The sequence below is a fragment of the Lysinibacillus sp. VIII_CA genome (genome assembly GCF_049943995.1).
Classification (GTDB): Bacteria; Bacillota; Bacilli; order Bacillales_A; family Planococcaceae; genus Lysinibacillus; species Lysinibacillus pinottii.
The window spans coordinates 339,281-363,737 of record NZ_JBNFXM010000003.1 but is presented as its reverse complement, the minus strand read 5'-3'; the positions used below and the strand labels follow the sequence as shown (position 1 = coordinate 363,737).

The window sequence follows — 24,457 nt, the reverse complement described above, 5'->3', positions numbered from 1 at the left end:
ACTGTTTGGGATCCTACTCATTGATTTTCAGTACCACTGAAAGCTAAGTGGAACATCAAATAGGTATTCGTCATATGCTATAGAATGTTCTTCTACTGAAGACACTGAGTCCGTAACAAATGGTTTTATGTATGCTGGCTATAGGTAAGCCTTTGCCTCTTTCCCTACTCCGGAATATCATTGGAATGAACACTTTTATTATAGAAAATTAGATTTGCACACACTTTAACTTAATAAGAAAGACTTTTTATTTTAGTTCTTATTCTATAAGATAGATGCTAACTACTTTCGAAGGGTGTGCTTATATGTCCTATAATTTCCAAATTACATCACCAAAAATACCTACTGATTTAGAAAAAGCTAATTTCCAAGCTATTTATGACGAGGAGGAACCTTATTTATCAAATTGCATGATCGCAGATACAGTCATTGATAAGGAGGTTGTTGAAAGATTAATCGTAGCTAAGGTTATTTTTAAAAATGTCACATTCATCAATTCTTCTTTTAAAAAAATGGATGTAACGGATGTCATTTTCGAAAACTGTGATTTATCTAACTTAAACTTAAAGGAAAGCCTTATACATAGAGTGGTTTTTAAAAATTGTAAATTATTAGGTGTGAATTTTTCCGAAGCTAATCTTGGAAATGTTTCTTTTGAAAATTGTATGGCAACCTTAAGCAATTTTCCTGAGGCTCGTTTAAAACAAGTATTATTCCATAACACCAACCTACAAGGAGCGAATTATTTTGATTCCTTACTAAAGAAAGTGGCATTTCAAGAATGTGATATTAATGAGGTTGATTTTACTGAAACTTCGTTAAAGGGGATTGATATTAGTACGTGTACCTTTAAAAGACTTCAAGTATCTCTCGAAAGTTTGAATGGGTGTGAAGTATCTTCTGAACAAGCTATCGGGTTTGCTTCACTGCTCGGATTAACGGTTAAATGATACGACCAAGCAATGATTAATACACTACTCAAAACAGCCAATTATAAATAATCATTTACGTTACAGGTAGCCATTGAAGTTTATTTCTTTTTGGCTACTTTTTGTTTTATGAAAAAAAAGCGTTTCTATTATACAGCCTTTTGTTATAAGGTAATCCGACTATTAGGAGGTGTCATAATGACCCTAAAGATTGTTAAAACACTTTTATCTATTATGATGGTGTTCATGTATTATTTGGGCTTTTGGACAGAAACCCTCACAATAAAAATTGTTATCTTCTTTCTTATGCTCGTCTTTATTTTCGAGGCAGGAATGGAAACAGGGAAGAAACAAAATAACAGCATTTAAAAAGGCTTCACTCGTTTTCCTTCCCTTCCCACCTACTTTAATTCATTTAAATATCAAGAACCTTTAGCTCTTGCATATGCTAGATTGACGTTTTTATCTTTTTTAATTAATTGCCCTTCATAATTGTTCTTTTCGCTTTCTTTATAATTTTTGATGTTTCTTTTGTTTCAGATTCTTTACTCCATTTTTCACAAAGCATTATGACAAAATCAGGTTGGGTTTTACTGGCATCATTTAACCAATTCCCTACAGAATCTTGTACATACTTTGATGGATCAGATTTCAGTTGGTTTAGAATAGGAAGGGCTTTACTAGGATTCTGTTTTAAAACTTCGATATGCTTGGCCCAAACACCACGAGGACGAATGACTTCAATAGAAAATCTTCGTATATTTTCATCCTCTTCTTTTGCCCATTCTGTTAAGAATTCTATACTATCATCAAGTTGTTGCGCTATTTCCTCTCTAATCGACATCCAAGAAATTTCTCGAACCCCAAAATGACGGTCCCCAGCGAATGGATAAATATATGCTAATTTTTCTTCCAAAGAGGAGCTTTCATTTTTATTCATAAATGCTGCCCAACAGCGAACACTATCAGAAGGATGCGTTGCAAATTTTTTAATAATATCTTCTTTTGTTCGTTCGTTTTCTTCGTTTATTGCTGTATTTAATAGTTCACCAGTTAAACGAATAGCCTTCATTCCCGATTCAGCATTCTGTTTTAACATTTCTTCTACTATACCTTCTAATTTATGAGATAATCCTATCTTAGGTAGGACATGTTTCACTAAAGAAATATGATTGACCCCCAACCATTCAGTTAAATTAACACTTTCTATTTCTCCTTCATTCAACAATGTTAATACCTCTTCAGGGATTTCACTAACTTTTCTAGCCCCTTTTCTGTTTACTATATCTATATGAATTGGCATGAAGATATCCTCCTACTATTAATTATTTTCCAAAGTAAGTTTATTATACTAATAATTTCTAATTAATTTAAACAAACTTATACATTTCCTTGAAAGAAATGGCTTAAATATGGACAAATATAAAAAAAGATTAGGACTCAAATTCATTGAGTGCCTAATCTTTTTTATATTTTCTCCTCATTGGGTTCCACATGCACATGAACTTCATATACGCCCTGCTCATGAATCATCTTATCTTCAACATGACAAGCTACATCATGAGCCTCTGTAATATCTAAATTTGCATCGACTAGAATGACAACATCAATCACTTCGTTGTTGCCATAATTTCTACCTCTAATTTCTTTAATTCCAATAACTCCGTCTAACTTTAAAATAATATTTTTGTAGTTTTGAAGTATGTTTTCATCAAATCCGTCAGAAAGTTCATGAGAAGCTTCTTTGAAAATATCCCAAGCTGTTTTACAAATTAAAAAACCTACAATAATAGCTGTTACTGTATCTAACCATGGCATATGTAATTGTGATCCAAATATACCTACTGCTGTCCCAATACTTACCCAGGCATCTGACAAGTTGTCTTTGGCAGCAGCCATAACGGCTTTACTATTTATCTTTTCAGCCAATTTTTTGTTATAACGATATACAAAATACATGACCAATGCCGATCCAAGACCTACATAGGCTGCGAAAATGTCAGGTGATTCTTTTCCACCTTGAAAAATGGAAGTACATGCACCAAATAATACTTGAATACCTACTGCCATCATAATAAAGGAAGCTACCATAGAAGCAATTGTTTCACTTTTCCAATGACCATATCGATGATCATGATCTGCAGGTTTTTGTGAAAGCTTAAGGCCTATAAGTACTGCAATCGAGGCAATAATATCAGTCGTATTATTGAGACCATCCGCCTTTAAGGCTTCTGAACCACTCATGTAACCAATTCCCACTTTTACAACAGACAAAATTATATAAGCAATAATACTTATAATGGCACCACGTTCACCTAATTTAAGATTATTGTATTTTTCTTCTTCCAATTCATTACCTCCCACTAACGTTCTGTTTTATCATAACAGCCCCACCCCGAGTGGGTCTACAGCAACCTTTTTGCCTAAGCGTACATTAGTGGAAGGGATATAAAAGAGTTGCTTACAGGAAAAATTCGTTTCCTAAAGAATCAGTCTTCGGCCACTCCAACATTTATTTCAATATATTATTTTCACCCTCATGAATTTCCTATTGATGCCTTCTAAGTGGTCTTAAACGCTGTCGTTTTTCATGTGCTATTTTCACATATACTGTAATCTTGAGGTGATTAGATGGGGACAAAAAAATTAGTCGGCAAGGCTCGTGAAATAAATTCTTTTGCAACTGGTCAACTACCTGCGGAAAATAATCAACTGTATGATAATGTCAGACCTACAGGCTCTTTTATTGCTTCAGCCTCCCCTCTTATTTTGTCATTTTTTTAAGGAGAATTCTGATGTACATATTAGCGATGTAAATAAACCGAAATGAGGTATTATTCCATTCGAAATGCTAAGCTTCGAGCACCATTCCAAGCATGGAAATTTTCACTACACATGGGGGACGAGCTGCTTGGTCCATTCTAGGTTCTCGACTTTCACGCTGTTCCTACAGAAGTCTCCGCTATTCGTTCCCAATGAACTTTTTTGGGAATGAAATAGATGGACAAGGCACCTTTAAAAACATAGCTCCTCAAATCCTGTTAGGACGAAAACAAGAGACAATCATTGATTTTCCCTCTTCTATTTGGGGGCGTTCTTCAAATGAATATGTTAACATCACAAAAGCCACCAAGAGGGTTCTTCTTCACGATACCTTTGGTTTACAGTAGATAGAGGTGTCTGTAATTCTTTATGTCATATTCGTTCTATCAAAAGTAAGTCGGACATTTTACATAAGCTTTCAAGTAAGCATTTGGTTACTTTTTATTTGAATAGCAAAATCAACCATTTCCTATAATTTAGTTTGTCGCAATAATTTTTCTTTCATTAGAGCTCTATAGGTTTGGATAAATACCTTTAAACTTCCTATAACGATACATACTATACATATAGAGAGAAAGGAGGGATACTTTATGAGTTATTACGGAGGCAATAACGGCGGCGGTTACGGTTCAACATTCGTTCTAGTTGTTGTTCTATTTATTCTATTAATTATTGTCGGCGCTTCAGTTTTATATTAATCTCTCATTACTCGTTTGTCCTATATAGGAACAAATTAAAATGATAGATAGCCATTTTAGAGCCATTTTTTCCATCCCAAATCACTAGACTAAAAATCTATTACCTTCCCCAACCATAACAATATTTTCAAATTTCCTTGTGAACCTCTATTCATGAACAATTAGAGAGGGGGAGTAATGCGGTCTGCTAGATTAAGGGGTGGTTATGGCTCTAAATCATCATTTGTTTTAATGCAAGCTTAAGTTCATGTCTAAATATTAAAGGCATCCAACACTTCTCTGATGATATTGTTCGCCTCTAATGTTCATAACTACTAATATCACTTATTCTATAAAGGGTCACTATCCTCTGTGACCCTTTTTAATTCCCGCCGTTATAGCTCATGTAGCTGCTAACACTATACTCTAATAGGACGAGATCCCTAGAATAATATGGAACCATTAAGCATTTAAATCTGTTATGGCAGGGATATTAATTTCCTTTACACATGAAGCGGGTGATAAATTAACCACACAGTGCACAATAGCTACAATATCTTGGACAGGGATACGTGTACCTTCATATAATTGGATGGCCTTATCAGCGCCTGCCTCATAAGGGACTTCTGCTGCTAGCTCCCCAGGATTAATGCAAGTGACAGAAATTCTGTCTTCTCTTAAATGTTCACGTAAAGCATTTGTAATGCCTCGTAAACCGAATTTAGATGTGACAAATGAAACCTGTGCATTGTTTGTATGGTCTAACCCTGCAGTTGAACCAATTAAAATAACCTTTCCATTTTTCGCTTGTCTTAAATTCGGTAAAAGTGCCTGAATATATGTAATAGTGGACGTTAGATTGATATTGATTAAATTTGAAATATCCTCGACTTCATCTCTATCAAATGTATAATCATCCTCAAATCCACGTTTTTCCCAAACCCCAACATTATAAATTAATACATCTATAGCAATATCTTTTAATTGTTCTTTTAATGACGGTATGTGTTGTTGGCTAGACAAATCAATAGAAAGCCATTGACGATTTACGCCATCATTGATATCTAAGCTTTTAGGTCGTGTACGTGAAACTACCCATACAGTATCCCCCTTCACGGGTAAGCCTTTTACAAAAGCGTCGCCTAACCCCTGACTTGCTCCAAATACAATAATATTTTTACTCATTTTTACCACCCTTTCCATATCAGCATTAATTAGTAGATTATAGTAACTTTTACATTAAGTCCATTATGAGCTAGACCTAGGTCATCATCATTAAAAACAATATGTATGAAATATGAACAAGCACATAGTCTAGGAGCCGCTATTTATAACGGCTTGGCAAATAAAGCTTAAAAATGTAAAAAACCAGGTACTCCGCAGAGCGCCTGGCTTCCTTGTATTAGATTGAGATTTAAACATAGTTATTGGGGTAATTCAGAGGATTTTTCAAACTCAAGTATATACCCATCTATTTTTGCTTTTTCTAATACTTCTATATATTCTTCTTTTCTTTCATCTAGTCTAGAATCTTGTGTGTTTTGATAACCCGGATATAGATTGTAATCTACTGGTTTACCCATAAGTCCACCTCTTATTCTCTATTTTTTTACTCATTATAGAATATATTGATATTTTCTGACAATTGTTTTCGCTATTTTTGATTACAAAGACTGACATGACATCCTAACTGTCGCCTTATAAAAAACTAGTATCTATACTTTATTACCTATATCATAGTATGTTCTAAAAGACTCACAAACCATAGGTATGGCCTACTTGCTTGTCTTAAGGAAATGGGGTAATTAACCAGCCAACAAAGAATAGAACCGTCATAAACAAAATAAGATAGCCACCAATAAAGATTCCCCACTTGCCTAGAGAACGACTGGGTCTCGAAAGGATCGCAATGAACCCAAAAACGATTGTCAAGGTAATGAAATTCTTACTAGTAAATGGAGCACCATAGCCAATGATAATCCAACTATTAACCATGATAAGCGTCCATAGGCCAATGCTAATGCTAGCCCAGCCAAAAACATTGAAAATAGTCTGCTTTAACGTACCCAATTCCATAATTTAACCTCCCCTAGTTTCATATGCTTAATCATGGTTAAACTTTGTAGCTGTTCAACCTCAGCTTTGGGTCCTGTAACGACAACCCCATATGTTTTCATATCATGCTGTTTTAAATAATGGATTCTCTCTTTTAGGTCCAGATTTTTATGAGCGGAAACAGCAGTAGCCGTCTCCTCATAATCAACTAGAAAATTTAATATGGATAAAAACGTTTGTTCATGAGAAGTAGCACCTTTAAATGGGGACCAATTTGTTTGATCTGGTTGTACAGGATAGCCAATAGGCGATACAACATTCCCATTTGCACTTAGCATGGTGTCTTCTACTCCTGTATAAATCGCTGCCCAGGTGACATCTACATTTGGCATTTGCTGAATAACTTGATCTACTGTATATAAATCATTGAAAGAAAGATACGCTTCTACAACGGTTTCATTAGGTAATCCTTTTAATTTCCTTTGCTCCTCAATTGTGTTAAATTCTCCTCGATTATTAGGATGTACTAGCCATTGATTCGTTTCAGTTGGATATTTTGGATACGATTTTTCCAGTTTTGAAGTAATCTTCTTTCCCACTAAATTATTTAACATAAAGCGTGTATCATAATGCTTCACGGGATAGACCTCGTCACCGATCTGCTTGTATTGCTCAAATGATAATCCCATCGAAAAGAGCGAAAATTCCATATCAAATTCAAGTTCCTCCAATGTCGTATTCGGTTCCGTTACATAAAGTGTCTGACTTGTCACATCCATTAAGGTTGTAGACTTTGTACCAAAGGCATAGTACAAAAAAGTGAGCATATAACAAGTGGGGACGATTAAAAGGGCAATCGTCAGCGTTGTTACAATCAGCTTCCACTTAGATGACGCAATGGCTTTTTTTATCACATTTGTTGAAGGTGCATCTCCTTTCTCACTATTCTTTGCTTGCTGTAATAATTGTTGATAAGAATCCACCTTTATTCCTCCCTTTTAATGAGTACGCGCATTTTTTTGCGACCTCGCGCTAAATGACTTTTCACCGTATTCACGTTTAATTGCAAAATGTTTGCAGCTTGCTCATTTGTACAGTCATGTACATCACATAACAAAATAATTTGCTTTTCGATTGGTTTAATTTGTTCAAGTAGGTTGATTAATTTTAAATAAGCATCTTGTTCAACGATGATTTGCTCTGGTGTATTGAAATGCATTTGATCAATTTTGTCGGAAGTTACATACCGCTTCTCTTTTCGTGTACTGTCGATATATGTATAGTAAGCTACTTTAAAAAGCCAAGGTTTGATGTCTTGAATTTCTTGACCAAGAAGGGTAATATGCGCTTTTGTAAATGTGTCCTGAAGCAAATCCTCCGCTGCACTATGATTTTTCGTAAGTGAATATAAATAGCGATATATATCATTCATATAGGTGATATATATTGTTTCAAGTTCCATCTCTTCCCACCTTTCAACCTATCCTCGTATAAAGGTCACAAAAGGTTGCAAATAATTTAAAATTATTTTAAATGTTTACTTCAAAAAAGTGGTAATACAATAAAAAACGGCAAAAATCCAAACATAATAAATGGATTTTGCCGTTTTATCTATTTTAGTTATCAGTCCGTTTACTTAAAAACACCATTAATCCATGTTCCTGATAGTCCAATTCTCTGTATAGTAAAACTGTACCTCATACACTTCTTCAGCATTCATAAAAGACATAATTCATGCTGACCTATTTAAATGTGCAAGAAAATGCTACGTTATTCAAAAATATTAATTAAGATATTTACCTTGTTTTGGGAGAGCAATTTGTTCAAAATGATCTACAAGTTTTTTTAGTTCCCTTGCCAATTCTTTACCTTCCATTGGTAATCCATGACCTGTAATCGCCACAGAAGGTTTTAAAGCTTCTAATTTTTCAACAGATTTTCGAGCGGCTTGCCAATTCGTTGTTAGATATCTAGGGGGACCACTAATTTCCTTTGTCTGTGTAATAACTTTATAAAGAGATTCTTGTTTGACAGTCACAAATGCATCTCCAACAATAAGTACTTTATCCTTTTCACGATATAATGATATATGACCTGACGTATGCCCTGGGGTGTGAATCCATTGAAAATCTGACATAAATGGGACACTACCATCTGATGGGATTGCTTGAATGTTTTCCCCTAAATTAATGGCTTCGTTTGGAAAAATAGGAGACATTTTTGCCACCAATCCGCTACTTACAGCAGGGTCAGCTACTGGATAGTCCTGTGTTCCAGTTAAATAGGGTATTTCCAAAGCATGAGCGTAGACAGGGATATTCCATCGTTTTATTAGTTCGATAATCCCTCCCACATGATCAAAATGACCATGTGTCAGAATAATCGCTTTAGGCTGAGCATTGGAGCCAAAGCGTTCCTCAACTACCGATATTATCTCCTCTGCACTTTTGGGCATTCCTGCATCAATGAGTACAAATTCTTTTGTATTTGGGTCACCATAAAGCACAATATTTACGATTTGAATAGTATATTGATATAAATCAGGCACTACTTCTATACCAACACCACTCCCAATAGAAGTTGCCGGAATAAATTTATAGTCTTCACCATACATTAAATCTTTGTCCATATTAACTCCTCTTTCTTTAGAGATAATGCCACAAACCTAGGTTTGTGGCATTATCTCTTATTTCTTTTGCTCTTTTTCTTTTTTATTTCGAGTTTTTTAGGATTCAATTCCCATCCAATTTCTCCTTGCTCTAATTCATTCTTTTCCTTTTCTTTTGTCAATTTATTCACCTTCAATAAGTTTTAACTTATCCTTCTAGTGATGTTCTATACTTTTAACTTTATTTTTCCCGATAAAAATATAACGTATAATTTGACAATAAACAGCCAATATAAAACCTGCGTAGTGTCTCACTACTTAAAGAGCTGCAGTGATTCGATCGCTGCGGCTTCTTTCTGTGCTAGCCGTTAATACAATAAATGTTCTAACAACTATTAATACCTCAAATAATTTTTTTAAAAGGGTATTTCATTTCTTTTTTCACTCATACTACCTTTGGTTAAATAAAGGTGAAAACCAGAAAAGGAAGTGAAAGTATGGGTATTCTTGGTGGAAATCCAAAAGATGAACCATTGCATTACGGTGAAGTTTTTAGTGTTTGGTCAAATTTAATTGCTGATTATGGTATGATTTCAGGCTATCAAACGTTTTATAATCACGCTGGGGATGAAGATCTTAAAAAAATTATTGAAGATATCATCGAAACATGTAGGGATGAAGTAAAGCAATTAGAAAAAATTCTAAAAACGAATGGTGTTGCTTTACCACCTGCTTCACCTGAACGACCTGTAGCAAGAATGGAAGATATCCCTGCTGGTGCTAAATTTAATGATCCAGAAATTAGTGCTGCACTGTCAGTAGACCTAGCTGCTGGATTAGTTGCATGTAGTCAGGCAATGGGCACTTCCACTCGAGAGGATATTGCTTTAATGTATGGCCAGTTCCATACTGCAAAAGCTCTTATCGGTGCTAAACTACTGCGTCTTAACAAAAATAAAGGTTGGCTTGTACCACCACCATTACATGTGAATTATCCTGAAAAATAAACCTTATTTCCCCCAATCGAGGCATGTAAATTATTTACAAAGAAGAATTAATGAACCTCATTAAACCTGATAAACCGGATCAACAAGCAGCACGTGTATTGCAAGAAATATTAGATGGTCGTTAAGGTAAAATGAGAATCATGATGCAATTCACAGCTCTAATTTCAGGGGCAAAGAAACACAATATGGTGATTTACTTCGTGGCGTTTTCCATGTAGAGCTTGTACAAAACACAATGATTCTGGGAATCTTCAGCACCAGGCAACAAAGGTATGGACCAAGCTCCTTCAGAGAAGCGGTTAGACATGTATACCCATACCATGATATTGGGTGCACAATCATCTTTAGCTGTCGATGCTCTCTTGGGTGTATGCCAATATCCTAAGTGTAGAAAGTTTGTTGAAATGGGCTATCCTAATGCTCCATTTAACTTTTTGTTAGACTCAACACTGCAGGATTCCCAGTACCAGTTATGCCAAATGCACATAGTTCTGGCCTTAAAGATACGCATCATTAATTTATACACAATCTAACCTGTAGCGTGCGACGACGTTACAGCTGTTTTTTTTATGTATAAGTAACCATAAATGACACACACTATAATGAAGTGTATCGCACGCACTGATTATGGCTGTGGCGCTAGTTGACCGTCACAGCCTCCTTATAAGTGATGAGTTACACCATTATAACTTACATAAGAGGTGTTTCAGTTGACCACATTAGGAAAATTACTGTATTTTGCTTTCCTTGTAACCCTGTTTTTAATTACAATGATTTGGGATTATTTCAAAAACGATAATTGGGCATTGTTCGAAAATTTATTCTTTTCCTTTTGGGTAGCAAGTTTTATATTCATGGCATTGCTACTTAGAAGTAAAAAAGTAGAAACGGAAAAAGCTAAAAATAGAAGCTGATTGAATAAACTTGTAGCTTCAGGCGTTGGAAGCTAGCTTCAGTATGAAGTTGAAATTGTTCCTAATTAAAATGGCGGAATATATAGCGTTTATGGACGCATAGCTTCAGGAACTATCATTACTGCCGAACGGTTTGTAAATTCGGAATTAACACACATTTTCTAAATGTTAGTTCATGCCGAAAAGCCTTATACTTCCGTATAGGGCTTTCCATTATTAGCTTTGTACCAGCTAGCTTCAGCATATTCTACTTGCTCCATGTATCCTCATGGGTAAAAAAGGTAATCCATAGTACCTTATACGATTATATCTAAACATTTATTAAAAAGAATAAGTGGATTGTCGCAAGAAATCCCATGGGATAAATGATAGCTCTTGAAAACGTATTTTTAAATTCGTTTCGAGGATGTCTTTCAAATAATAAGTGTAGGATTGTATGTATGATAAAGAATATATCAAGAACCCAAAAAGTTATTGTTTGATATGGACTGAATAGTAGGGAAAGAATAATGACATAAAGAAAAAGATGTATAACTATGAATACTTGATAAGCCTTTGAATCTTTCATATCTTTTAATACGGTAAATAATCGCCACTCTGAGCGCCTTATCGCATCCATTTCATGCAAAAGAAATATAGAAAGGTTTAATAAAAAAAGGATTAGCAATAAATCAGGCATATAAAACCTCCTCCATCTTTATATACCCTATATTACTACAAAATTATTTTTCAAATTCCGAGTAAATCCTCCGAAATATGTCGATATCAAGTCGCGAATAATGTTGGAATATAAGCTTGCATGCCACATTCTCCTTTTTATGATACAATTTACATATATTACATAAAGAGGTGATAGCGTGGAAGATAAAAAGGTGGTTTGCAAGTCCTGTGGTCATGATTCTTTTACGATTGGACAAGTTGGTGGCGATTTTAATCAAGGAAATATTAGGCCTATTGATTCTGTCTTTTCAGTTGGGTCCCCGTTTATTGTTACCTTTTGTAAAGACTGCGGAGAAGTAGCCTCTATTAAAGTGGAAAAACCACAATATTTTAAATAACCTCTAGTTAAATGGGTCACTCCCTCCGTTTCAGTGACCCCTAAGCGTTTTATAGTTTTCTTCTATGAAATAAGCCACCTATCACGTGTGGTCTACTTAGATTCTGCTTTTGCTATTGATCGATTCCATCTAGTCACTTGATAGCCCTTTTAAGTAGCACACTGGCTAATATTGCCCCCCTTGATCCTAAGCCACTTATTGTTACATTGTTCATCTTCTGTTCCCCATTTTTCAGTATGGTTACTTTAGTGTTCCACGCAAAATTCGGTTGTAGCGAGCTCTTTTCCATTTATAATTACGGCTAGCTTATGTTGGCCTGGGTAATGCTTGCGGGTTGTCAAGTCTTTAAAATGGTGACGCCGTGTATATTGGTGACCCTCTTTTTCGAAGATACGTTCCGTTATTTTAAATAGTTTTCTTGAAGTCGCTCCATTCGCTTTGACAAAATCTATCCCATATTCGATTCGGAGCTTCTGTGGTGTAGTAGAATTTGTCTGAACAGTAAATGCAAAATCAAGGGTTTGTCCAATCGACAACCTTTCTTTTCCTAGTGTTAACTCATGGACTGTTACGTCTGGAAAGCTGTCAAAGCCGAACAAGAAAAGTACCTCAGCATCTCCTTTTCGCAATAAACCACGACATCCATGCTTAATAATCCAATCGGTGATTGAACTTTCTCCGTGCCACTCACGCGCAAGCCGTTTCACTAGTTCGGGATGATCCTTGGAAATATCATTCAAATTATTAGCGACACTTTTCTGTACATAGACAGATGGATCCTGTTTGAGCAGGTTCAATATCGGTAAGATTGGTGACGGATCCAATTTGTAAATTTCCAATGCAGATGCCCAAGGTAGCCTAGGGCGACACCCCTCACTAGCTAATCGCCTGATATGAGGATTTGGATGACTCGCCCACTCTAACATTTGATCTATCATCTTTTGTGGGTCTTTTACAATAAAAGGCCGAACAGCAAACTCTGAGCTAGAAAATTCCGTAAACACCTCTAATCCATGAATGGAGGCTTGCCAATCATCTAGTCCATTTACTTCGACAAAATCAGGCAAAAATAAATATTCCACTCCCTTACATTTAGGTGCCATTTGTATCAATATAGATAATGCCTCACGATAGGATGTCGGTAAAGTTGTCCGTAAAGAAGTACTAATATGCCTAATACGTTGTTTGAATTTTTTCGTTTCCCATTCGTCGTCATAAATTAAATTCATGAACTTATGTGAATCAAAGGCAGGGTATTCACCCTGTAATATATTTATGAATTGATGAAAGAAATCGGTTGTATATTTACCCTCAAAAGTGTCAGCCATGTCCATTCCCCTTTAGTTATAGTTCAATTCGTTTAAATTAGCCGGAACTAGAAGTCTTTGTGTAATCTCCCGTGAATCAATCATAGAGACAAAAATTTGAAATGCTGACATAGACTTCAGCTTCTCCATAGCACTTCGAGCACTATCCATATCACCCCAATATATGATGTCCGTCCATTGATTTTCATTGAATGTATGTAGCAAAGTGCGGCCCTTAAATCCTGATATTTCAAGCTTTAGTAACTCCGTAAGTGCCGCAGCCGCCTGACAAAAACGATGCTTGTCAATACCCTCCTTCAGTTCAAATAAAACAACTTCCATTACATAGTTTTGTTTTTCTAGTTCCATTTTTTATCTCCTTTCGGCTTTTGATGATGAGGTCCATGTGTATCCTGTCATGATGTCAAAGCTTTATAAACATTGACTTCGAGTTTTACTATACGGGATAATGGTGACAACTATTGTCACTATTAATTTAGTTTTTTAGGAGGAGGAGCTTTCCATGCACAAGGCTCAAAGACTTATTCAGCTCATGATGAAGGTCAATGAACGTAAAAAGTTTACTATTCAGGAGATGGCTGAAGAATGTGGTGTTTCACGCCGAACAATGATTCGTGATTTAATGGAACTGAGTGAACTAGGTGTCCCGCTTTATTCCGAAGCTGGGCCTAATGGTGGTTATCGTGTTTTGCGTGAAAAAGTGCTACCACCTATCAGCTTTACCGAACACGAGGCAATTGCTTTGTTCTTTGCTTGCCAATCATTACATAATTACAAAGCTCTCCCCTTCAAAAATGAAGTAAATACTGCATTAGATAAATTTTTCTACTATTTATCAAGTGAGCTAAAGCAAAAGATTGAAAGTATGCAGCAACGTCTTCTTTTCTGGGTACCTCCTCATGAATTAGAGGTGCCCTTTTTAAAGGAATTATTGGATGCTGCACTTCAACAACAGGTCGTCACAATCTTGTATGAATCCGCTACTACTAAAAATAGAACGATTCAACCTCTTGGAATCTATACGATGAACGGGTTATGGTACTGTCAGGCTTATTGTTTCCTAGCAGAGGATTACCGAGTATTTCGAATAGATCGGGTGAAAGATTTTTCTTTTGCTGAAGATCAAAGTTTGAAATTAGATATGACGAATGAGCACATCAAGTCGTGGATTATACCAGCGCACGAAGAAAATATGTTCAATCTTGAGGTAGATTTAACCCCAGAAGGAGTAAGACGTTGTCAATCAGAACTATGGTTATCCCGATGGATAGAGCTTCGTGAGAACGGACATGGGAAGATACTCGCAACAGTGAACTCTTCCTTTACACCGTGGTTAGTCCATTTTTTTCTAGGCTTAGGCATGGAGGCTAATGTAAAACATCCTCCAATAGTACGAGAACAAATTAAAAGCAAATTACAGGAACTTATGAAGCAATACAATGAATGAAGAATAAAAACCAGGTTCTCAGAGCACCTGGTTTATCTTTGTTTGCCACAGCTTCAAATATTCATGTCCCCTCATTCCTATATGTTTATAAAATGCAATTGCATTGGTATTGAACTCCCAAACATTTGTTCTTAGCGATAAAAATATGACTGTTTTGATTGTCAGGCAAATCTTGAAAATAAGATTTAGGCATAACCGATTCAATACTTTTAAAAACAGCTAGCTCTTCCTTAACATGTTCCTCGTGCCCCTCACTCACAAGACTATTCACAGCATAATAATCCTTATTAGTAGCTGTATAAATAGAATCATCCCCCAAAATATCCCTTTTGATATATGGTAACCTAGGGCTCATTTCAAAAACCAATCATTTATCGAGATAACGGATGACGAGCTTTTCCACCTGTGTTTTCAATGCCTGATTAGCATAGCGGAGGACTACATCATTACCTGCCGTTGCAATTTGTACATCGCTAAAATATTCATCTACACGATGCCAGCCTACCACTCGTATATGTTGCTGGCTAAGCTGTCTTTTGAGATTAAAATAGTCTTGGCGCAAATCTTTTAATAATGCATCCATTAAGGGTACAAACACGATTTTCATTTTAAATTGTTCAGCAAATCGATAATCATGCTGTACTGACTTTACAGCTAATTCCAATAATAAATACTGGTGTACTAGCTGGCGTTGTTCAGCTTTAATCATAATAATCAGCTTCTAGTTGAGCTGATTGAATAAGATGGATAGGAACACGTTTTATTGTCAGTAGTGTTTCAAGTAACAGTTCGTTTGTCGATAGATTGATGGTATGAATGATTCCCGTCCAATGCATTACTTTTCCATCGCTCCAAACATTTAATTGAACGTCTTGCTGCCGCTGATAGGCTGTATCAATGGTTTGCTGTAACTCTTCCAGTTCCCATTCTGTCAGCTCTCTCGGTTGCGTTGTATAGACTTCTTTACATTCCCTTAGTAGGTCCAAATGCTCTGGCATCATCATAGACGCCCATTTTATATTACCTCTGTCTTTTATCATCCAATCACTCCTATGCCAAATGGCCGCCAACTAAGCGATCACGTTTGATGGCTGTCCCTGCCCCAGTAAATGAAACCGCTCGTAACAGCGCTGTTGCTCCAAACCTGTTGCGTATAGCATCCATCGTAGGTCCAATGAGCTGCCGTTGGGGCTTTCTTTCATCAAATAAATCCAACTGGATACTATGCTCCCTCTCAAGATTGGATATCCTTACCGTTAGCTGCCTTGCTGGTTCTCCCGCAAAGTACTCATCCAGCAATTCTATGCACGTTTTATACATAACAAGTGTTTCATTTGTTGGTGTATCCATCGTTTTAGATCGATGAAACCCTTTGGTCATCGCATTTCGGCTATATGAAAGACCCAGGCTGATTGTACGCCCAACAAAACCTGCATCTCTCGCTCGCTTCATGACATCTTCACACATTTCTAACAGCACTATCGATATTTCTTTTCGTGTATGATAATCTCTCATTAACATTTGACCCTTTCCAAAGCTTAATGCTCCATTAGTAATTAACGGTTCCCCTAGCTTTGATAAATCGATTCCCCATGCATGGTGATATAGCTGATTGCCCATAACACCAAATCGCTCTTCTAAGTCATTCAAATCTGCATTGGCTAATCCACCAACTGTTTGAATCCCCATCTTATTTAGGTTGGCTTCCATTTGTTTGCCAATTCCCCACATTTCAGATAAGGGTCTTACTGGCCAAAGCTTTTTGGGAATATCATCATATGTCCATTGAGCAAAACCAGTTTTCTTCGCTTCAAGGTCCAATGCCAATTTAGCCATTAACATATTTGGGCCCAGACCAACAGCACTTGGTACATTATATTGATCCAGAATCGCAGCCTGTATTTCTCGAGCTGCCTGTTCAGGTGATCCCCAAAGCTTTTCAGTACCCGTTAAATCAACAAAGCTTTCGTCTACACTATAAACATGTATGGCATCCACAGGAACATAATTAGCAATGAGCTTAGTAATGGTCATGGACATCTGTATAAAAAAGGACATTTTAGGTTCAAATAATTGGATATCTGGATGCTTCGGAATTTCGTACCGTCTACTGCCAGTCTTGATTTTATATTTTTCTTTCATTAATGGTGATGCAGCAAGGACTACACTGCCGGGTTGGTCGAAATTAGCTACTACAGCGACAGGCGTTTCTAAAATATCGATTCCATGTAGCATGGCGATACAGCTAGCATAAAAGCACTTCATATCGATACACATAATAGGTCTATTTGGCATTTCTTCATAGTTCATACAACCTCACGCTCTTTTCGGAAAACAGGAGTAACAGCGAGAATATTTTGGATGACAAAGGAACGCTTTGCTTGCCTCGTAAAACAGAATGCTTGCAATGAATCACCAACAATTTTAATGACTCTTACACGTCTTTTTGTGACGGAGCCATTTTTGGCTATATACATAATGTCCACTAATTGATTGCGTTGCATAGCTTTAATCAGTTGCTCTCTCATCGTAGTTTCCTCCACTATCTCTCAAAATTTTTAAAATTGGCTAATCACTTTAATTTAATGTAACTTTAGTTTCCATTCCTACAACTGTGCGTACTGGTAACGGCTTCAGGGAACCTGACTTTATCTCATTTTACGAATAGATTTCTCTGCACTTATCCTATGTAAGAACATCTGTTTGTATACATATTAGAACAAACGTTTGCTTTTTGACAAGATTAAATTTTTGGAAACAAAAAAAAGGAAAAAATAAATAGATTCAAGTTTTCACATATACTTTAACTTGTACGACGGTACAGGATTATTAAGGTGAAAGTATTAATAAAATTGCAGAGAAATGTGGATATATAATAGAAGTTTGTCGTAGTGAGGTTACATTGGAAATAAAAAGGGAATCATATTTACTCAGTCCAAACGTGGAACATGATTTCCCCCATTTCATTAGATAATTCGATTAAGATGATTTCCGATTAGAAATAAAAAAAGCAGAAATGCTGCTTTATCAACATTTCTACCTACTCCAGATTCATTTAGAACCAATTTTTTATATTACTCGGCGAAGTTGCCCATAGCAATCGAGATTCTATTCCAGCTGTTGATTTGGTTAATGAGAATTACTAAATCGACATATTCCTTCTCTGTATAATAATTACGAACTCGTTTATATACATCATCAGGTACACGCATTTCAGACACTAAAGTAATGTGTTCAGTTAATTCTAAAGCGACCTTTTCTTCTTCTGAATAGAATGTGCACTCTCTCCAAGCACTTATACAGTATAGACGTTGTTCAGTTTCCCCCATTTTTTTGGCATCAGCCGTGTGCATGTTAATACAGAACGCACAACCATTAATTTGTGAAGCACGAATTTTAATGAGCTCACGAAGTTTTCTATCAATACTATTCTTTTTCGTGTATTTCTCCATTTCCATCATTATCTTCATTGCATCAGGTGCAATGTCATAATAATCGATACGTTGTTTCATGTTACACTCCTCCGATTCAATTAAATTCCTTGATTTTGATGATAATTTAGTAAATTTCATGCATATTCAACCATGCCATCCTTGAGCAGGAAGAATTTGAAAACCACTTGTTTCGATTAAATTTACTCACTATACGGTCTCCCCACAAGAAATCAAGGATGACAATAATCGCCGATTAACTTAATCGTTGATTATCATTGTCTTTAATATAAGCCTGTTTTTAATTTTTGTCAAACTGATTTAATTTAGATGAAGTATTTTTAAGATATGATAATATACAAGATACATGTAAGTTTTTCTAAAGGGATTAGAAGTAGGTGATATGAATGAAATATAGCGTCATGGTAGAGTATGCATTACACAGTCTTGTCTATTTAATAGATGTGCCACCAGAGGAAAGTATCGGAATCAAGGATCTATCCGAATTTCAAGGACTATCCGAAACATATTTATCAAAAGTATTAGGTAAGCTATCTAAAGCAGGTATTGTCAGTTCAGTATCTGGTGTTAAAGGAGGATATAGGCTTAGTAAGAGGCCTGAAGATATTTCTTTTTGGGATGTTGTAAAGGCTGTAGAGGGTGAAAGTCCCATATTTCAATGTAAGAACATTAAAGCGAATTTTGCAAACAAAACTGGAAATTGTGATTCCTGTCCGTCAGCTACATCTGATTGCACCATTAATATAGTAATGTTAGAAGCTGAAGAACAGATGCGGAACTATTTACGAGGGAAAACAATTGCATGGTTAGAAGAAGAGCTTAATCGCACCTTGCCTAGTGAACGCATAGCAATGGCAAAGGAATTCTTCCACAAGAAAAATAGGTAACTCCCAAAAGTACAAATACCGAAACAAAGCACAGCCTCTTAGTGACTGTGCTTTGTTTTATTATTCATTATCGATTAAATCTTACAAGACGTTCAATTGGAAGACGTGAAGAACCATAAGCAGGTGCCGCCGCTTCACCAATTGCTAATAATAAAATAGGTATTTCATTTGCAGGTAATTCCATGTATTCCGCAAATTTAGCTTTATCAAATCCGCCCATTGGAACTGTATCATAACCCATTTCTTTCGCCAATAGCATAATTTGCATGGACACTAAGCCAGCGTCAAAGTGGACGATATTTTCTAATGTTTTAGGCGAAGCTGAACTATACATTGTGAATGCGTCCTGTGCCAGTTTTTTGGCAATCTCTTCTGGCATATAACCTAACTCCACATTTTTTGCATAGATTTCCTCAGCATTTACATACATCTCAATATCGCCAATGACAGCAATAATAGAAGAGGCAGTTTCGATTTGCTCTTGATTGAATGAAAAGAAATTAATATTTTTTTGTATTTCCTTATCATCAATAACAATAAATCGCCATGGTTGCATATTGCTTGAAGAAGGAGCTGAAGTAGCGTCTTGTAGTAGCTGCATGATTGTTTCACGAGATATTTTAGTATTCGCATTGTATTTACGAACAGATTTACGTGCCTGCATAACTTGTTTTACTGTTGTAGTTGATAACATATGATTTCCCTCTTTTTCAAAAAATTTAAACTGCTTTAATTGTTACATTGATATTGCCCATTGTCGCTTTTGAATAAGGACATACAGTATGTGTTAGCTCTAATAATTGCTGTGCCTCTTCCAACTCTACCCCTTCAATATGACCTTCGATGTCCACAGCAAGTACATAATCAAAAGTAGCTTGCTCCATTAACTTAACGGTTACTTGAATCGTTGAGGCATGTTTAAGCTTTTTTTGGCGTTTAATTAAATCTAACGCACTATTAAAGCAGGCACTATAACCCGCAGCAAATAATTGTTCTGGATTTGTCACATTGTCTAATTTTGAGCCTGGGGGTGCAATTTTTAAAGATAGTGATTGATCCTCTGCATAGGATGTACCACTACGCCCACCCTCATTAATCATAGTCGTTGAGTATAATTCTTTCATCATCAAAACTCCTTTTCTATATCCCGTATTTTAAATTGTAAACAATTTAATTTTTACAAATTGAATTGTACACAATTTAATTGTGTTTGACAAGTAGGAATTTTATTTTTAATATAAATGTTAATAGAAGAACATAAAGAGGGGATTTTTATGCCTAATCATTTAGATAATCAACTATGCTTTCTTTTGTATGCCACATCAAAGGAAATCATTAGACACTATACATCATTATTAAAGCCATATGATTTAACATATACGGGTTATATTACCATTTTAGCTTTGGAGGAAAACGAACAAATAACAGTGAAAGAATTAGGACAGCGTTTATTTTTAGATTCAGGTACATTAACACCATTACTAAAAAAATTAGAAGCAAAGGGATACATTTGTCGTGAACGTTCCAAAGATGATGAACGACAAATGCAAATCTATTTAACAGAGGAAGGTAATAAGGTTCGTCGAAAGCTACCTGAGGTATCACGTCAGGTCATGAAGCAATCTAATATTTCAGAACAGCAATTTATTCAATTGAAAAATGTTCTACAAGACATCATACACAATGATTGGGCCTTGAAAGACAAAAATTAAGCAAAGATCGTATCACCTAAAAATTTTGATTCATGCTAGTGGTAATAATTTTATACAGTCAACAGATAGAACCGTCATTGGACATTCCTTTCTTCCAACGACGGTTCTTTTCAATGGGCAATTTGTTAAACACATTCACTTATCTCCCCTCCCTTGATCCCGCAGTTCGTATCCTAGGATTTGGTCCAAACAAACTCACCAGCATATGGATGCTCTGGTGAAATACTAAATTTTATTGGGTTCATGGACAAAATCAAGTACTATAATGATAATAGGACGTTTTTTAAAGGAAGTTTTAAATGAAGAATAGATTTTCAATTGGAGAAATGGCAAAGCTACATAAAACCACCATAAAAACCCTTAGATATTATGATGAAATTGATTTATTAAAGCCTATGTACACAGATAAAAACAACGGTTATAGATACTATTCAACAGAACAATTTGAGCAATTAAATACTATACATTATTTAAAGGAATTAGGTTTTTCATTAAAGGAAATTAAAGGACATTTGGATCACAGAGATATCGACGACTTTTTGCATCTCTTAGAGGAACAGAAACGATTAACCGAGGAAAAAATCCACGAACTAGAACGAATTAAACGAAGGTTCCAAGATCGAATTAAGGATATTAAATTAGCACGAGAGATAAAGGCATTGGGAGTCCCTTTCATCATGGAAAAACAAGAGAGAAGAATCGTACGATTAATGGAAAAAATCAGTTCTGAACCACAATTGGAAGTTTCTCTGAGACAGTTAGAGAATTTGTCCAATATGAATTCTTCTATATTTATTGGAGGCGTTGGCCTAACCGTAAGTAGTTGCCATCTATTGGATAACCAGTTTCATGAATACAACTCTATATTTATTGTAGTCGAGGAAGAGGATCGGCAAAGTCCTTTATTGACCACGCTACCCGCAGGAAAATATGCCTGTATTTATTTTAATGGCAATCATAGTCATTCTCCTGTACATTATAAATCCTTACTGAATTTTATTAAAGATCACGGTTTCCAAGTAATCGGAGATTCTATTGAAAGAACAATAATTGACCATTACATTTCAGGAAGTAAAGAAGATTACTTGACAGAAATACAAATACCAATAAAATGTTGACCCTCCCCTTACAGGAGGGTTTATTTTTTTACGTAAGAACAATTTTTAAAGGAGAATGAAAAATGTTAGGAACGATATTTAATACAATGATGATTATAGTCGGAAGCATCGTTGGAAGTATTTTTAAAAACGGGATAAAGGATGAATACCATCAAATCCTCATGCAGGCCATGGGATTAGCAGCGATGGGATTAGGTATAAATGCACTAGTTCAACATTTACCTGCCAGTAAATATCCGGTACTTTTTATTGTCAGTCTAGCTATAGGCGGATTATTAGGTCAAAAACTTAATTTAGAATCAAAATTTAATACGTTAGTGAATAAATACTCTAAGGGGAATTTAGCTGAAGGATTATCGACAGCGATCTTATTATTTTGTATTGGATCATTATCTATATTAGGTCCAATAGAGGCTGCATTAAAGAAAGATTATACCTATCTGCTTACGAACGGTATATTGGATGGAATTACTTCGATTGTTTTGGCCACTACATTCGGTATTGGGATAGCTATTTCAGGTATTGTATTATTTCTATGGCAAGGCTCCATTTACTTAATAGCTAGTTTAATGGAGAATTCCATCAATACTGATCTTCTAAATGAATTGACGATTATAGGAGGTATATTGATATTAGCGTCTGGTTTAAGTATTTTAGGTATAAAAAAATGCAATACCTTAAATCTTTTGCCATCATTAATAATCCCTATTATTGTGTTTTTGTTTATACATTAAAAAGCCATCAAAAAAACCATATGTCTAATTTGCTCAGGCACAAAACAATTGCGTGCTTGGGCTTTTCCGCTTTTCTTAAGAAATCTTCATAAATATTCTCTCTAATTATTAATAATTTCCATTTACACTATAAAAGTCGACATTACTAAGAATTCTCTCACCTGAGATGTAGCATTTGAAAATTATTATTTGATAAAGGAGTATCACACCTTGGGAATTGCAGAAATCATGAGCAATATTAAAATTTTGATGTTGCCAGTCATCCTAATTATTGGCTTTGAGTTTTTACTAATTGCACTTTATTACTTTTATTATCAAAGGCGACGAACAGATCGCCATAAACAAATCCCTGTAAAGAAGCTTCTTCTTGGCGCAATGTTTATCGGATATATTGTGTTTGTTTTAGAGCTAACAGTTATTGGTCGTGGCACTTCACATTACATGCAGATGAACCTACAACCATTCAGCGGTTATATAGACGCGTGGAAAAAATACTCTTTACGTGATCTCCAAAATTGTCTATTTAATATATTAATGTTTGTGCCATTAGGAATGTTCTTGCCTTTACTTATGGCTAAATGTAAAGAGTTTAAGTGGCTACTTCTAGTAGTTGTGGGGGCAACAGCCTCTATTGAAACATATCAAACACTTTCAGGAGCAGGGATTTTTGAGCTTGATGATTTAATCAATAACTCACTTGGGGGTATTATTGGCTATCAATTATACAAACTTGCAGTTTCTATTTCCAATCACAAAAAGGTCAAGGTGAAAAGTCTGATTGGAAACCTTGCTATCCCCCTATTGATGGGCTTAATTTTTATCGTTATGAGCATTGTCTACGCCCAACAAGAGTTTGGTCATTTAGCAATAAACGCTTATACAAAATCAAAAATGTCAGATGTTCATGTATCCACTTCATTGGAATTAAGCGCAGCATCAATTGTTGCTCCTGTCTTTAAGAAAAACGTTAAAAATGATGACGTAAAAGACCTGTTACAACAGAAATTAGGATTATTAGAGGTGAGTACATCTAATAACCAGGACAATGACGAGACTTTATTGGAAGATAAAAATGAGGTCCCCTATACATTGATTACAAATGATTCCGAGGGCCAATGGTGGTTAACCGAAAATAATTATACCCCAGAGCAAACTTCAGCTGTAGGGCAAGAAGATAAGGCGAAATCATTGATGGATGAACTTGCTTTACTACCTCAAGATGCAGAATTTGCTGTACAGGAGAATGGTGAATTTGAATGGACATTACCAGACCGCACCGATGTACATAAAGATTACTGGACTGGGGATGTTAGTCTTGGTCTTAAACCGGATGGTCACGTGTATTCATTAACCTACAGCCTTCATGAAAATCAATTTATACGGGAGGTAAACATACTATCCCCTACAGAGGTATATGAACGGATCAAGGAAGGCGATTTTCCTCAAATAAAGTATAATGCGCTCGTTCAGGAGGAAGACCTTATTATAAAAAAAGGAGACCATATAGAGATTGATTCAATTGAGCTTTCGTATATGTATGATACAAAAGGTTTCTATCAGCCCATATACAATGTTGCAGGAAAGTTCAACGGCAACGATTGGTTTACTTTAATTCAGGCAAGAAAGTAATAGCTCATTCCGAATATTTGGGTCCAATTAACGGACAACCGGGCTTTCCATTGTAATGAGCTCCCTATTTGAATGAATT

The 24,457-nt window shown here is 35.6% G+C and carries 31 protein-coding genes and 2 pseudogenes; 15 read left to right on the top strand and 18 right to left on the bottom strand.

Annotated elements, in window-relative coordinates:
* The first annotated feature begins 305 nt into the window (after positions 1 to 305).
* Together ACP3VS_RS07200 and ACP3VS_RS07195 are read left to right on the top strand one after the other, a co-directional pair.
* Positions 306 to 950: a pentapeptide repeat-containing protein gene (locus ACP3VS_RS07200; protein ID WP_012294757.1), complete on the top strand. Its 645-nt coding sequence runs from the start codon at positions 306 to 308 to the stop codon at positions 948 to 950.
* A 177-nt stretch (positions 951 to 1,127) separates the two neighbouring features.
* On the top strand, positions 1,128 to 1,298 hold the full coding sequence (locus tag ACP3VS_RS07195) for a hypothetical protein (RefSeq protein WP_171821092.1): 171 nt from the start codon (positions 1,128 to 1,130) through the stop codon (positions 1,296 to 1,298).
* Between the two features lie 106 nt (positions 1,299 to 1,404).
* Here the strand turns inward: ACP3VS_RS07195 and ACP3VS_RS07190 are convergent, their stop codons facing one another.
* The gene (locus ACP3VS_RS07190) at positions 1,405 to 2,232 is read right to left on the bottom strand and encodes a DNA alkylation repair protein (RefSeq protein WP_036167040.1); all 828 of its coding nucleotides are present in this window, start codon (positions 2,230 to 2,232) and stop codon (positions 1,405 to 1,407) included.
* Between the two features lie 164 nt (positions 2,233 to 2,396).
* Positions 2,397 to 3,278, bottom strand: coding sequence for a cation diffusion facilitator family transporter (locus ACP3VS_RS07185; protein ID WP_036161865.1), 882 nt, complete (start codon positions 3,276 to 3,278; stop codon positions 2,397 to 2,399).
* Between the two features lie 282 nt (positions 3,279 to 3,560).
* Here ACP3VS_RS07185 and ACP3VS_RS07180 point away from each other — a divergent pair, with 282 nt between their 5' ends.
* Together ACP3VS_RS07180 and ACP3VS_RS07175 are read left to right on the top strand one after the other, a co-directional pair.
* Positions 3,561 to 3,713, top strand: coding sequence for a hypothetical protein (locus ACP3VS_RS07180; RefSeq protein ID WP_012294761.1), 153 nt, complete (start codon positions 3,561 to 3,563; stop codon positions 3,711 to 3,713).
* A gap of 629 nt (positions 3,714 to 4,342) precedes the next feature.
* Positions 4,343 to 4,450 carry a YjcZ family sporulation protein gene (locus tag ACP3VS_RS07175; RefSeq protein WP_080695207.1) on the top strand — a complete coding sequence of 36 codons (108 nt, stop codon included), beginning with the start codon at positions 4,343 to 4,345 and terminating at the stop codon, positions 4,448 to 4,450.
* Positions 4,451 to 4,891: 441 nt separating this feature from the next.
* On the opposite strand, the gene ACP3VS_RS07170 is transcribed toward ACP3VS_RS07175, so the two are convergent.
* From ACP3VS_RS07170 to ACP3VS_RS07145, 6 genes are all read right to left on the bottom strand, one after another.
* A complete protein-coding gene (locus tag ACP3VS_RS07170) occupies positions 4,892 to 5,614 on the bottom strand; it encodes an SDR family NAD(P)-dependent oxidoreductase (protein WP_426388493.1) in 723 nt (240 codons plus the stop codon).
* Between the two features lie 239 nt (positions 5,615 to 5,853).
* On the bottom strand, positions 5,854 to 6,012 hold the full coding sequence (locus ACP3VS_RS07165; RefSeq protein ID WP_008177317.1) for a hypothetical protein: 159 nt from the start codon (positions 6,010 to 6,012) through the stop codon (positions 5,854 to 5,856).
* 205 nt (positions 6,013 to 6,217) lie between these two features.
* Complete coding sequence (locus ACP3VS_RS07160) at positions 6,218 to 6,505, bottom strand: hypothetical protein (protein ID WP_031417863.1); 288 nt, start codon at positions 6,503 to 6,505, stop codon at positions 6,218 to 6,220.
* Complete coding sequence (locus ACP3VS_RS07155; RefSeq protein ID WP_012294765.1) at positions 6,487 to 7,467, bottom strand: anti-sigma factor; 981 nt, start codon at positions 7,465 to 7,467, stop codon at positions 6,487 to 6,489. The genes ACP3VS_RS07160 and ACP3VS_RS07155 overlap by 19 nt, the downstream gene beginning before the upstream one ends.
* A 2-nt stretch (positions 7,468 to 7,469) precedes the next feature.
* Positions 7,470 to 7,946 carry a sigma-70 family RNA polymerase sigma factor gene (locus ACP3VS_RS07150; protein WP_031417864.1) on the bottom strand — a complete coding sequence of 159 codons (477 nt, stop codon included), beginning with the start codon at positions 7,944 to 7,946 and terminating at the stop codon, positions 7,470 to 7,472.
* Positions 7,947 to 8,267: 321 nt separating this feature from the next.
* Complete coding sequence (locus ACP3VS_RS07145; protein ID WP_012294767.1) at positions 8,268 to 9,113, bottom strand: MBL fold metallo-hydrolase; 846 nt, start codon at positions 9,111 to 9,113, stop codon at positions 8,268 to 8,270.
* Between the two features lie 476 nt (positions 9,114 to 9,589).
* On the opposite strand from ACP3VS_RS07145, the gene ACP3VS_RS07140 reads away from it, so the two are divergent.
* From ACP3VS_RS07140 to ACP3VS_RS07125, 4 genes and pseudogenes are all read left to right on the top strand, one after another.
* Positions 9,590 to 10,099, top strand: a complete 510-nt coding sequence (locus ACP3VS_RS07140) for a DUF3231 family protein (protein ID WP_012294768.1) — start codon at positions 9,590 to 9,592, stop codon at positions 10,097 to 10,099.
* A 50-nt stretch (positions 10,100 to 10,149) separates the two neighbouring features.
* Positions 10,150 to 10,616: pseudogene (locus tag ACP3VS_RS07135) on the top strand (manganese catalase family protein).
* A gap of 193 nt (positions 10,617 to 10,809) precedes the next feature.
* Positions 10,810 to 11,013 (top strand): hypothetical protein, encoded by a 204-nt coding sequence (locus ACP3VS_RS07130; protein ID WP_031417866.1) that lies wholly within the window; start codon positions 10,810 to 10,812, stop codon positions 11,011 to 11,013.
* 39 nt (positions 11,014 to 11,052) lie between these two features.
* A pseudogene (locus ACP3VS_RS07125) lies at positions 11,053 to 11,178 on the top strand (ATPase); the annotation flags it as partial.
* A gap of 145 nt (positions 11,179 to 11,323) precedes the next feature.
* Here the strand turns inward: ACP3VS_RS07125 and ACP3VS_RS07120 are convergent.
* Positions 11,324 to 11,692, bottom strand: a complete 369-nt coding sequence (locus tag ACP3VS_RS07120; RefSeq protein WP_426388492.1) for a DUF6713 family protein — start codon at positions 11,690 to 11,692, stop codon at positions 11,324 to 11,326.
* 178 nt (positions 11,693 to 11,870) lie between these two features.
* Here ACP3VS_RS07120 and ACP3VS_RS07115 point away from each other — a divergent pair, with 178 nt between their 5' ends.
* Positions 11,871 to 12,071, top strand: a complete 201-nt coding sequence (locus ACP3VS_RS07115; RefSeq protein WP_012294770.1) for a hypothetical protein — start codon at positions 11,871 to 11,873, stop codon at positions 12,069 to 12,071.
* 245 nt (positions 12,072 to 12,316) lie between these two features.
* Here ACP3VS_RS07115 and ACP3VS_RS07110 read toward each other — a convergent pair whose 3' ends face one another.
* Complete coding sequence (locus ACP3VS_RS07110) at positions 12,317 to 13,399, bottom strand: DNA alkylation repair protein (RefSeq protein WP_031417868.1); 1,083 nt, start codon at positions 13,397 to 13,399, stop codon at positions 12,317 to 12,319.
* A 12-nt stretch (positions 13,400 to 13,411) separates the two neighbouring features.
* Positions 13,412 to 13,747 (bottom strand): hypothetical protein, encoded by a 336-nt coding sequence (locus ACP3VS_RS07105; RefSeq protein ID WP_012294772.1) that lies wholly within the window; start codon positions 13,745 to 13,747, stop codon positions 13,412 to 13,414.
* Positions 13,748 to 13,901: 154 nt separating this feature from the next.
* Here ACP3VS_RS07105 and ACP3VS_RS07100 point away from each other — a divergent pair, with 154 nt between their 5' ends.
* A complete protein-coding gene (locus tag ACP3VS_RS07100) occupies positions 13,902 to 14,846 on the top strand; it encodes a helix-turn-helix transcriptional regulator (RefSeq protein WP_198696082.1) in 945 nt (314 codons plus the stop codon).
* Between the two features lie 367 nt (positions 14,847 to 15,213).
* Here the strand turns inward: ACP3VS_RS07100 and ACP3VS_RS07095 are convergent, their stop codons facing one another.
* The 5 genes from ACP3VS_RS07095 to ACP3VS_RS07075 all read right to left on the bottom strand — a co-directional run bounded on the left by ACP3VS_RS07095 (position 15,214) and on the right by ACP3VS_RS07075 (position 18,358).
* Positions 15,214 to 15,555: a hypothetical protein gene (locus tag ACP3VS_RS07095; RefSeq protein ID WP_012294775.1), complete on the bottom strand. Its 342-nt coding sequence runs from the start codon at positions 15,553 to 15,555 to the stop codon at positions 15,214 to 15,216.
* Positions 15,548 to 15,886: a YolD-like family protein gene (locus ACP3VS_RS07090; protein ID WP_031417870.1), complete on the bottom strand. Its 339-nt coding sequence runs from the start codon at positions 15,884 to 15,886 to the stop codon at positions 15,548 to 15,550. The genes ACP3VS_RS07095 and ACP3VS_RS07090 overlap by 8 nt, the downstream gene beginning before the upstream one ends.
* 10 nt (positions 15,887 to 15,896) lie before the next feature.
* Positions 15,897 to 17,156, bottom strand: coding sequence for a DNA polymerase thumb domain-containing protein (locus ACP3VS_RS07085; RefSeq protein ID WP_012294777.1), 1,260 nt, complete (start codon positions 17,154 to 17,156; stop codon positions 15,897 to 15,899).
* Positions 17,153 to 17,374 carry a transcriptional regulator gene (locus ACP3VS_RS07080; RefSeq protein ID WP_036216634.1) on the bottom strand — a complete coding sequence of 74 codons (222 nt, stop codon included), beginning with the start codon at positions 17,372 to 17,374 and terminating at the stop codon, positions 17,153 to 17,155. Before ACP3VS_RS07080 ends, ACP3VS_RS07085 begins: the two co-directional genes overlap by 4 nt.
* Positions 17,375 to 17,920: 546 nt before the next feature.
* Positions 17,921 to 18,358 (bottom strand): carboxymuconolactone decarboxylase family protein, encoded by a 438-nt coding sequence (locus ACP3VS_RS07075; RefSeq protein ID WP_012294779.1) that lies wholly within the window; start codon positions 18,356 to 18,358, stop codon positions 17,921 to 17,923.
* A 326-nt stretch (positions 18,359 to 18,684) separates the two neighbouring features.
* Between ACP3VS_RS07075 and ACP3VS_RS07070 the strand changes: the two genes are divergently transcribed.
* Positions 18,685 to 19,185: an Rrf2 family transcriptional regulator gene (locus ACP3VS_RS07070; RefSeq protein WP_031417873.1), complete on the top strand. Its 501-nt coding sequence runs from the start codon at positions 18,685 to 18,687 to the stop codon at positions 19,183 to 19,185.
* 67 nt (positions 19,186 to 19,252) lie between these two features.
* On the opposite strand, the gene ACP3VS_RS07065 is transcribed toward ACP3VS_RS07070, so the two are convergent.
* Positions 19,253 to 19,879 carry a nitroreductase family protein gene (locus tag ACP3VS_RS07065; protein WP_031417874.1) on the bottom strand — a complete coding sequence of 209 codons (627 nt, stop codon included), beginning with the start codon at positions 19,877 to 19,879 and terminating at the stop codon, positions 19,253 to 19,255.
* 25 nt (positions 19,880 to 19,904) lie between these two features.
* A complete protein-coding gene (locus ACP3VS_RS07060; protein ID WP_031417875.1) occupies positions 19,905 to 20,309 on the bottom strand; it encodes an Ohr family peroxiredoxin in 405 nt (134 codons plus the stop codon).
* A gap of 150 nt (positions 20,310 to 20,459) precedes the next feature.
* Between ACP3VS_RS07060 and ACP3VS_RS07055 the strand changes: the two genes are divergently transcribed.
* The 4 genes from ACP3VS_RS07055 (at position 20,460) to ACP3VS_RS07040 (ending at position 24,378) form a co-directional block, all read left to right on the top strand.
* Positions 20,460 to 20,897 (top strand): MarR family winged helix-turn-helix transcriptional regulator, encoded by a 438-nt coding sequence (locus ACP3VS_RS07055; RefSeq protein WP_036161909.1) that lies wholly within the window; start codon positions 20,460 to 20,462, stop codon positions 20,895 to 20,897.
* 299 nt (positions 20,898 to 21,196) lie between these two features.
* Complete coding sequence (locus tag ACP3VS_RS07050; protein WP_036161912.1) at positions 21,197 to 22,015, top strand: MerR family transcriptional regulator; 819 nt, start codon at positions 21,197 to 21,199, stop codon at positions 22,013 to 22,015.
* A gap of 62 nt (positions 22,016 to 22,077) precedes the next feature.
* Complete coding sequence (locus tag ACP3VS_RS07045) at positions 22,078 to 22,749, top strand: DUF554 domain-containing protein (protein ID WP_012294784.1); 672 nt, start codon at positions 22,078 to 22,080, stop codon at positions 22,747 to 22,749.
* A gap of 210 nt (positions 22,750 to 22,959) precedes the next feature.
* The gene (locus ACP3VS_RS07040; protein WP_012294785.1) at positions 22,960 to 24,378 is read left to right on the top strand and encodes a VanZ family protein; all 1,419 of its coding nucleotides are present in this window, start codon (positions 22,960 to 22,962) and stop codon (positions 24,376 to 24,378) included.
* The last annotated feature ends 79 nt before the right edge of the window (positions 24,379 to 24,457 follow it).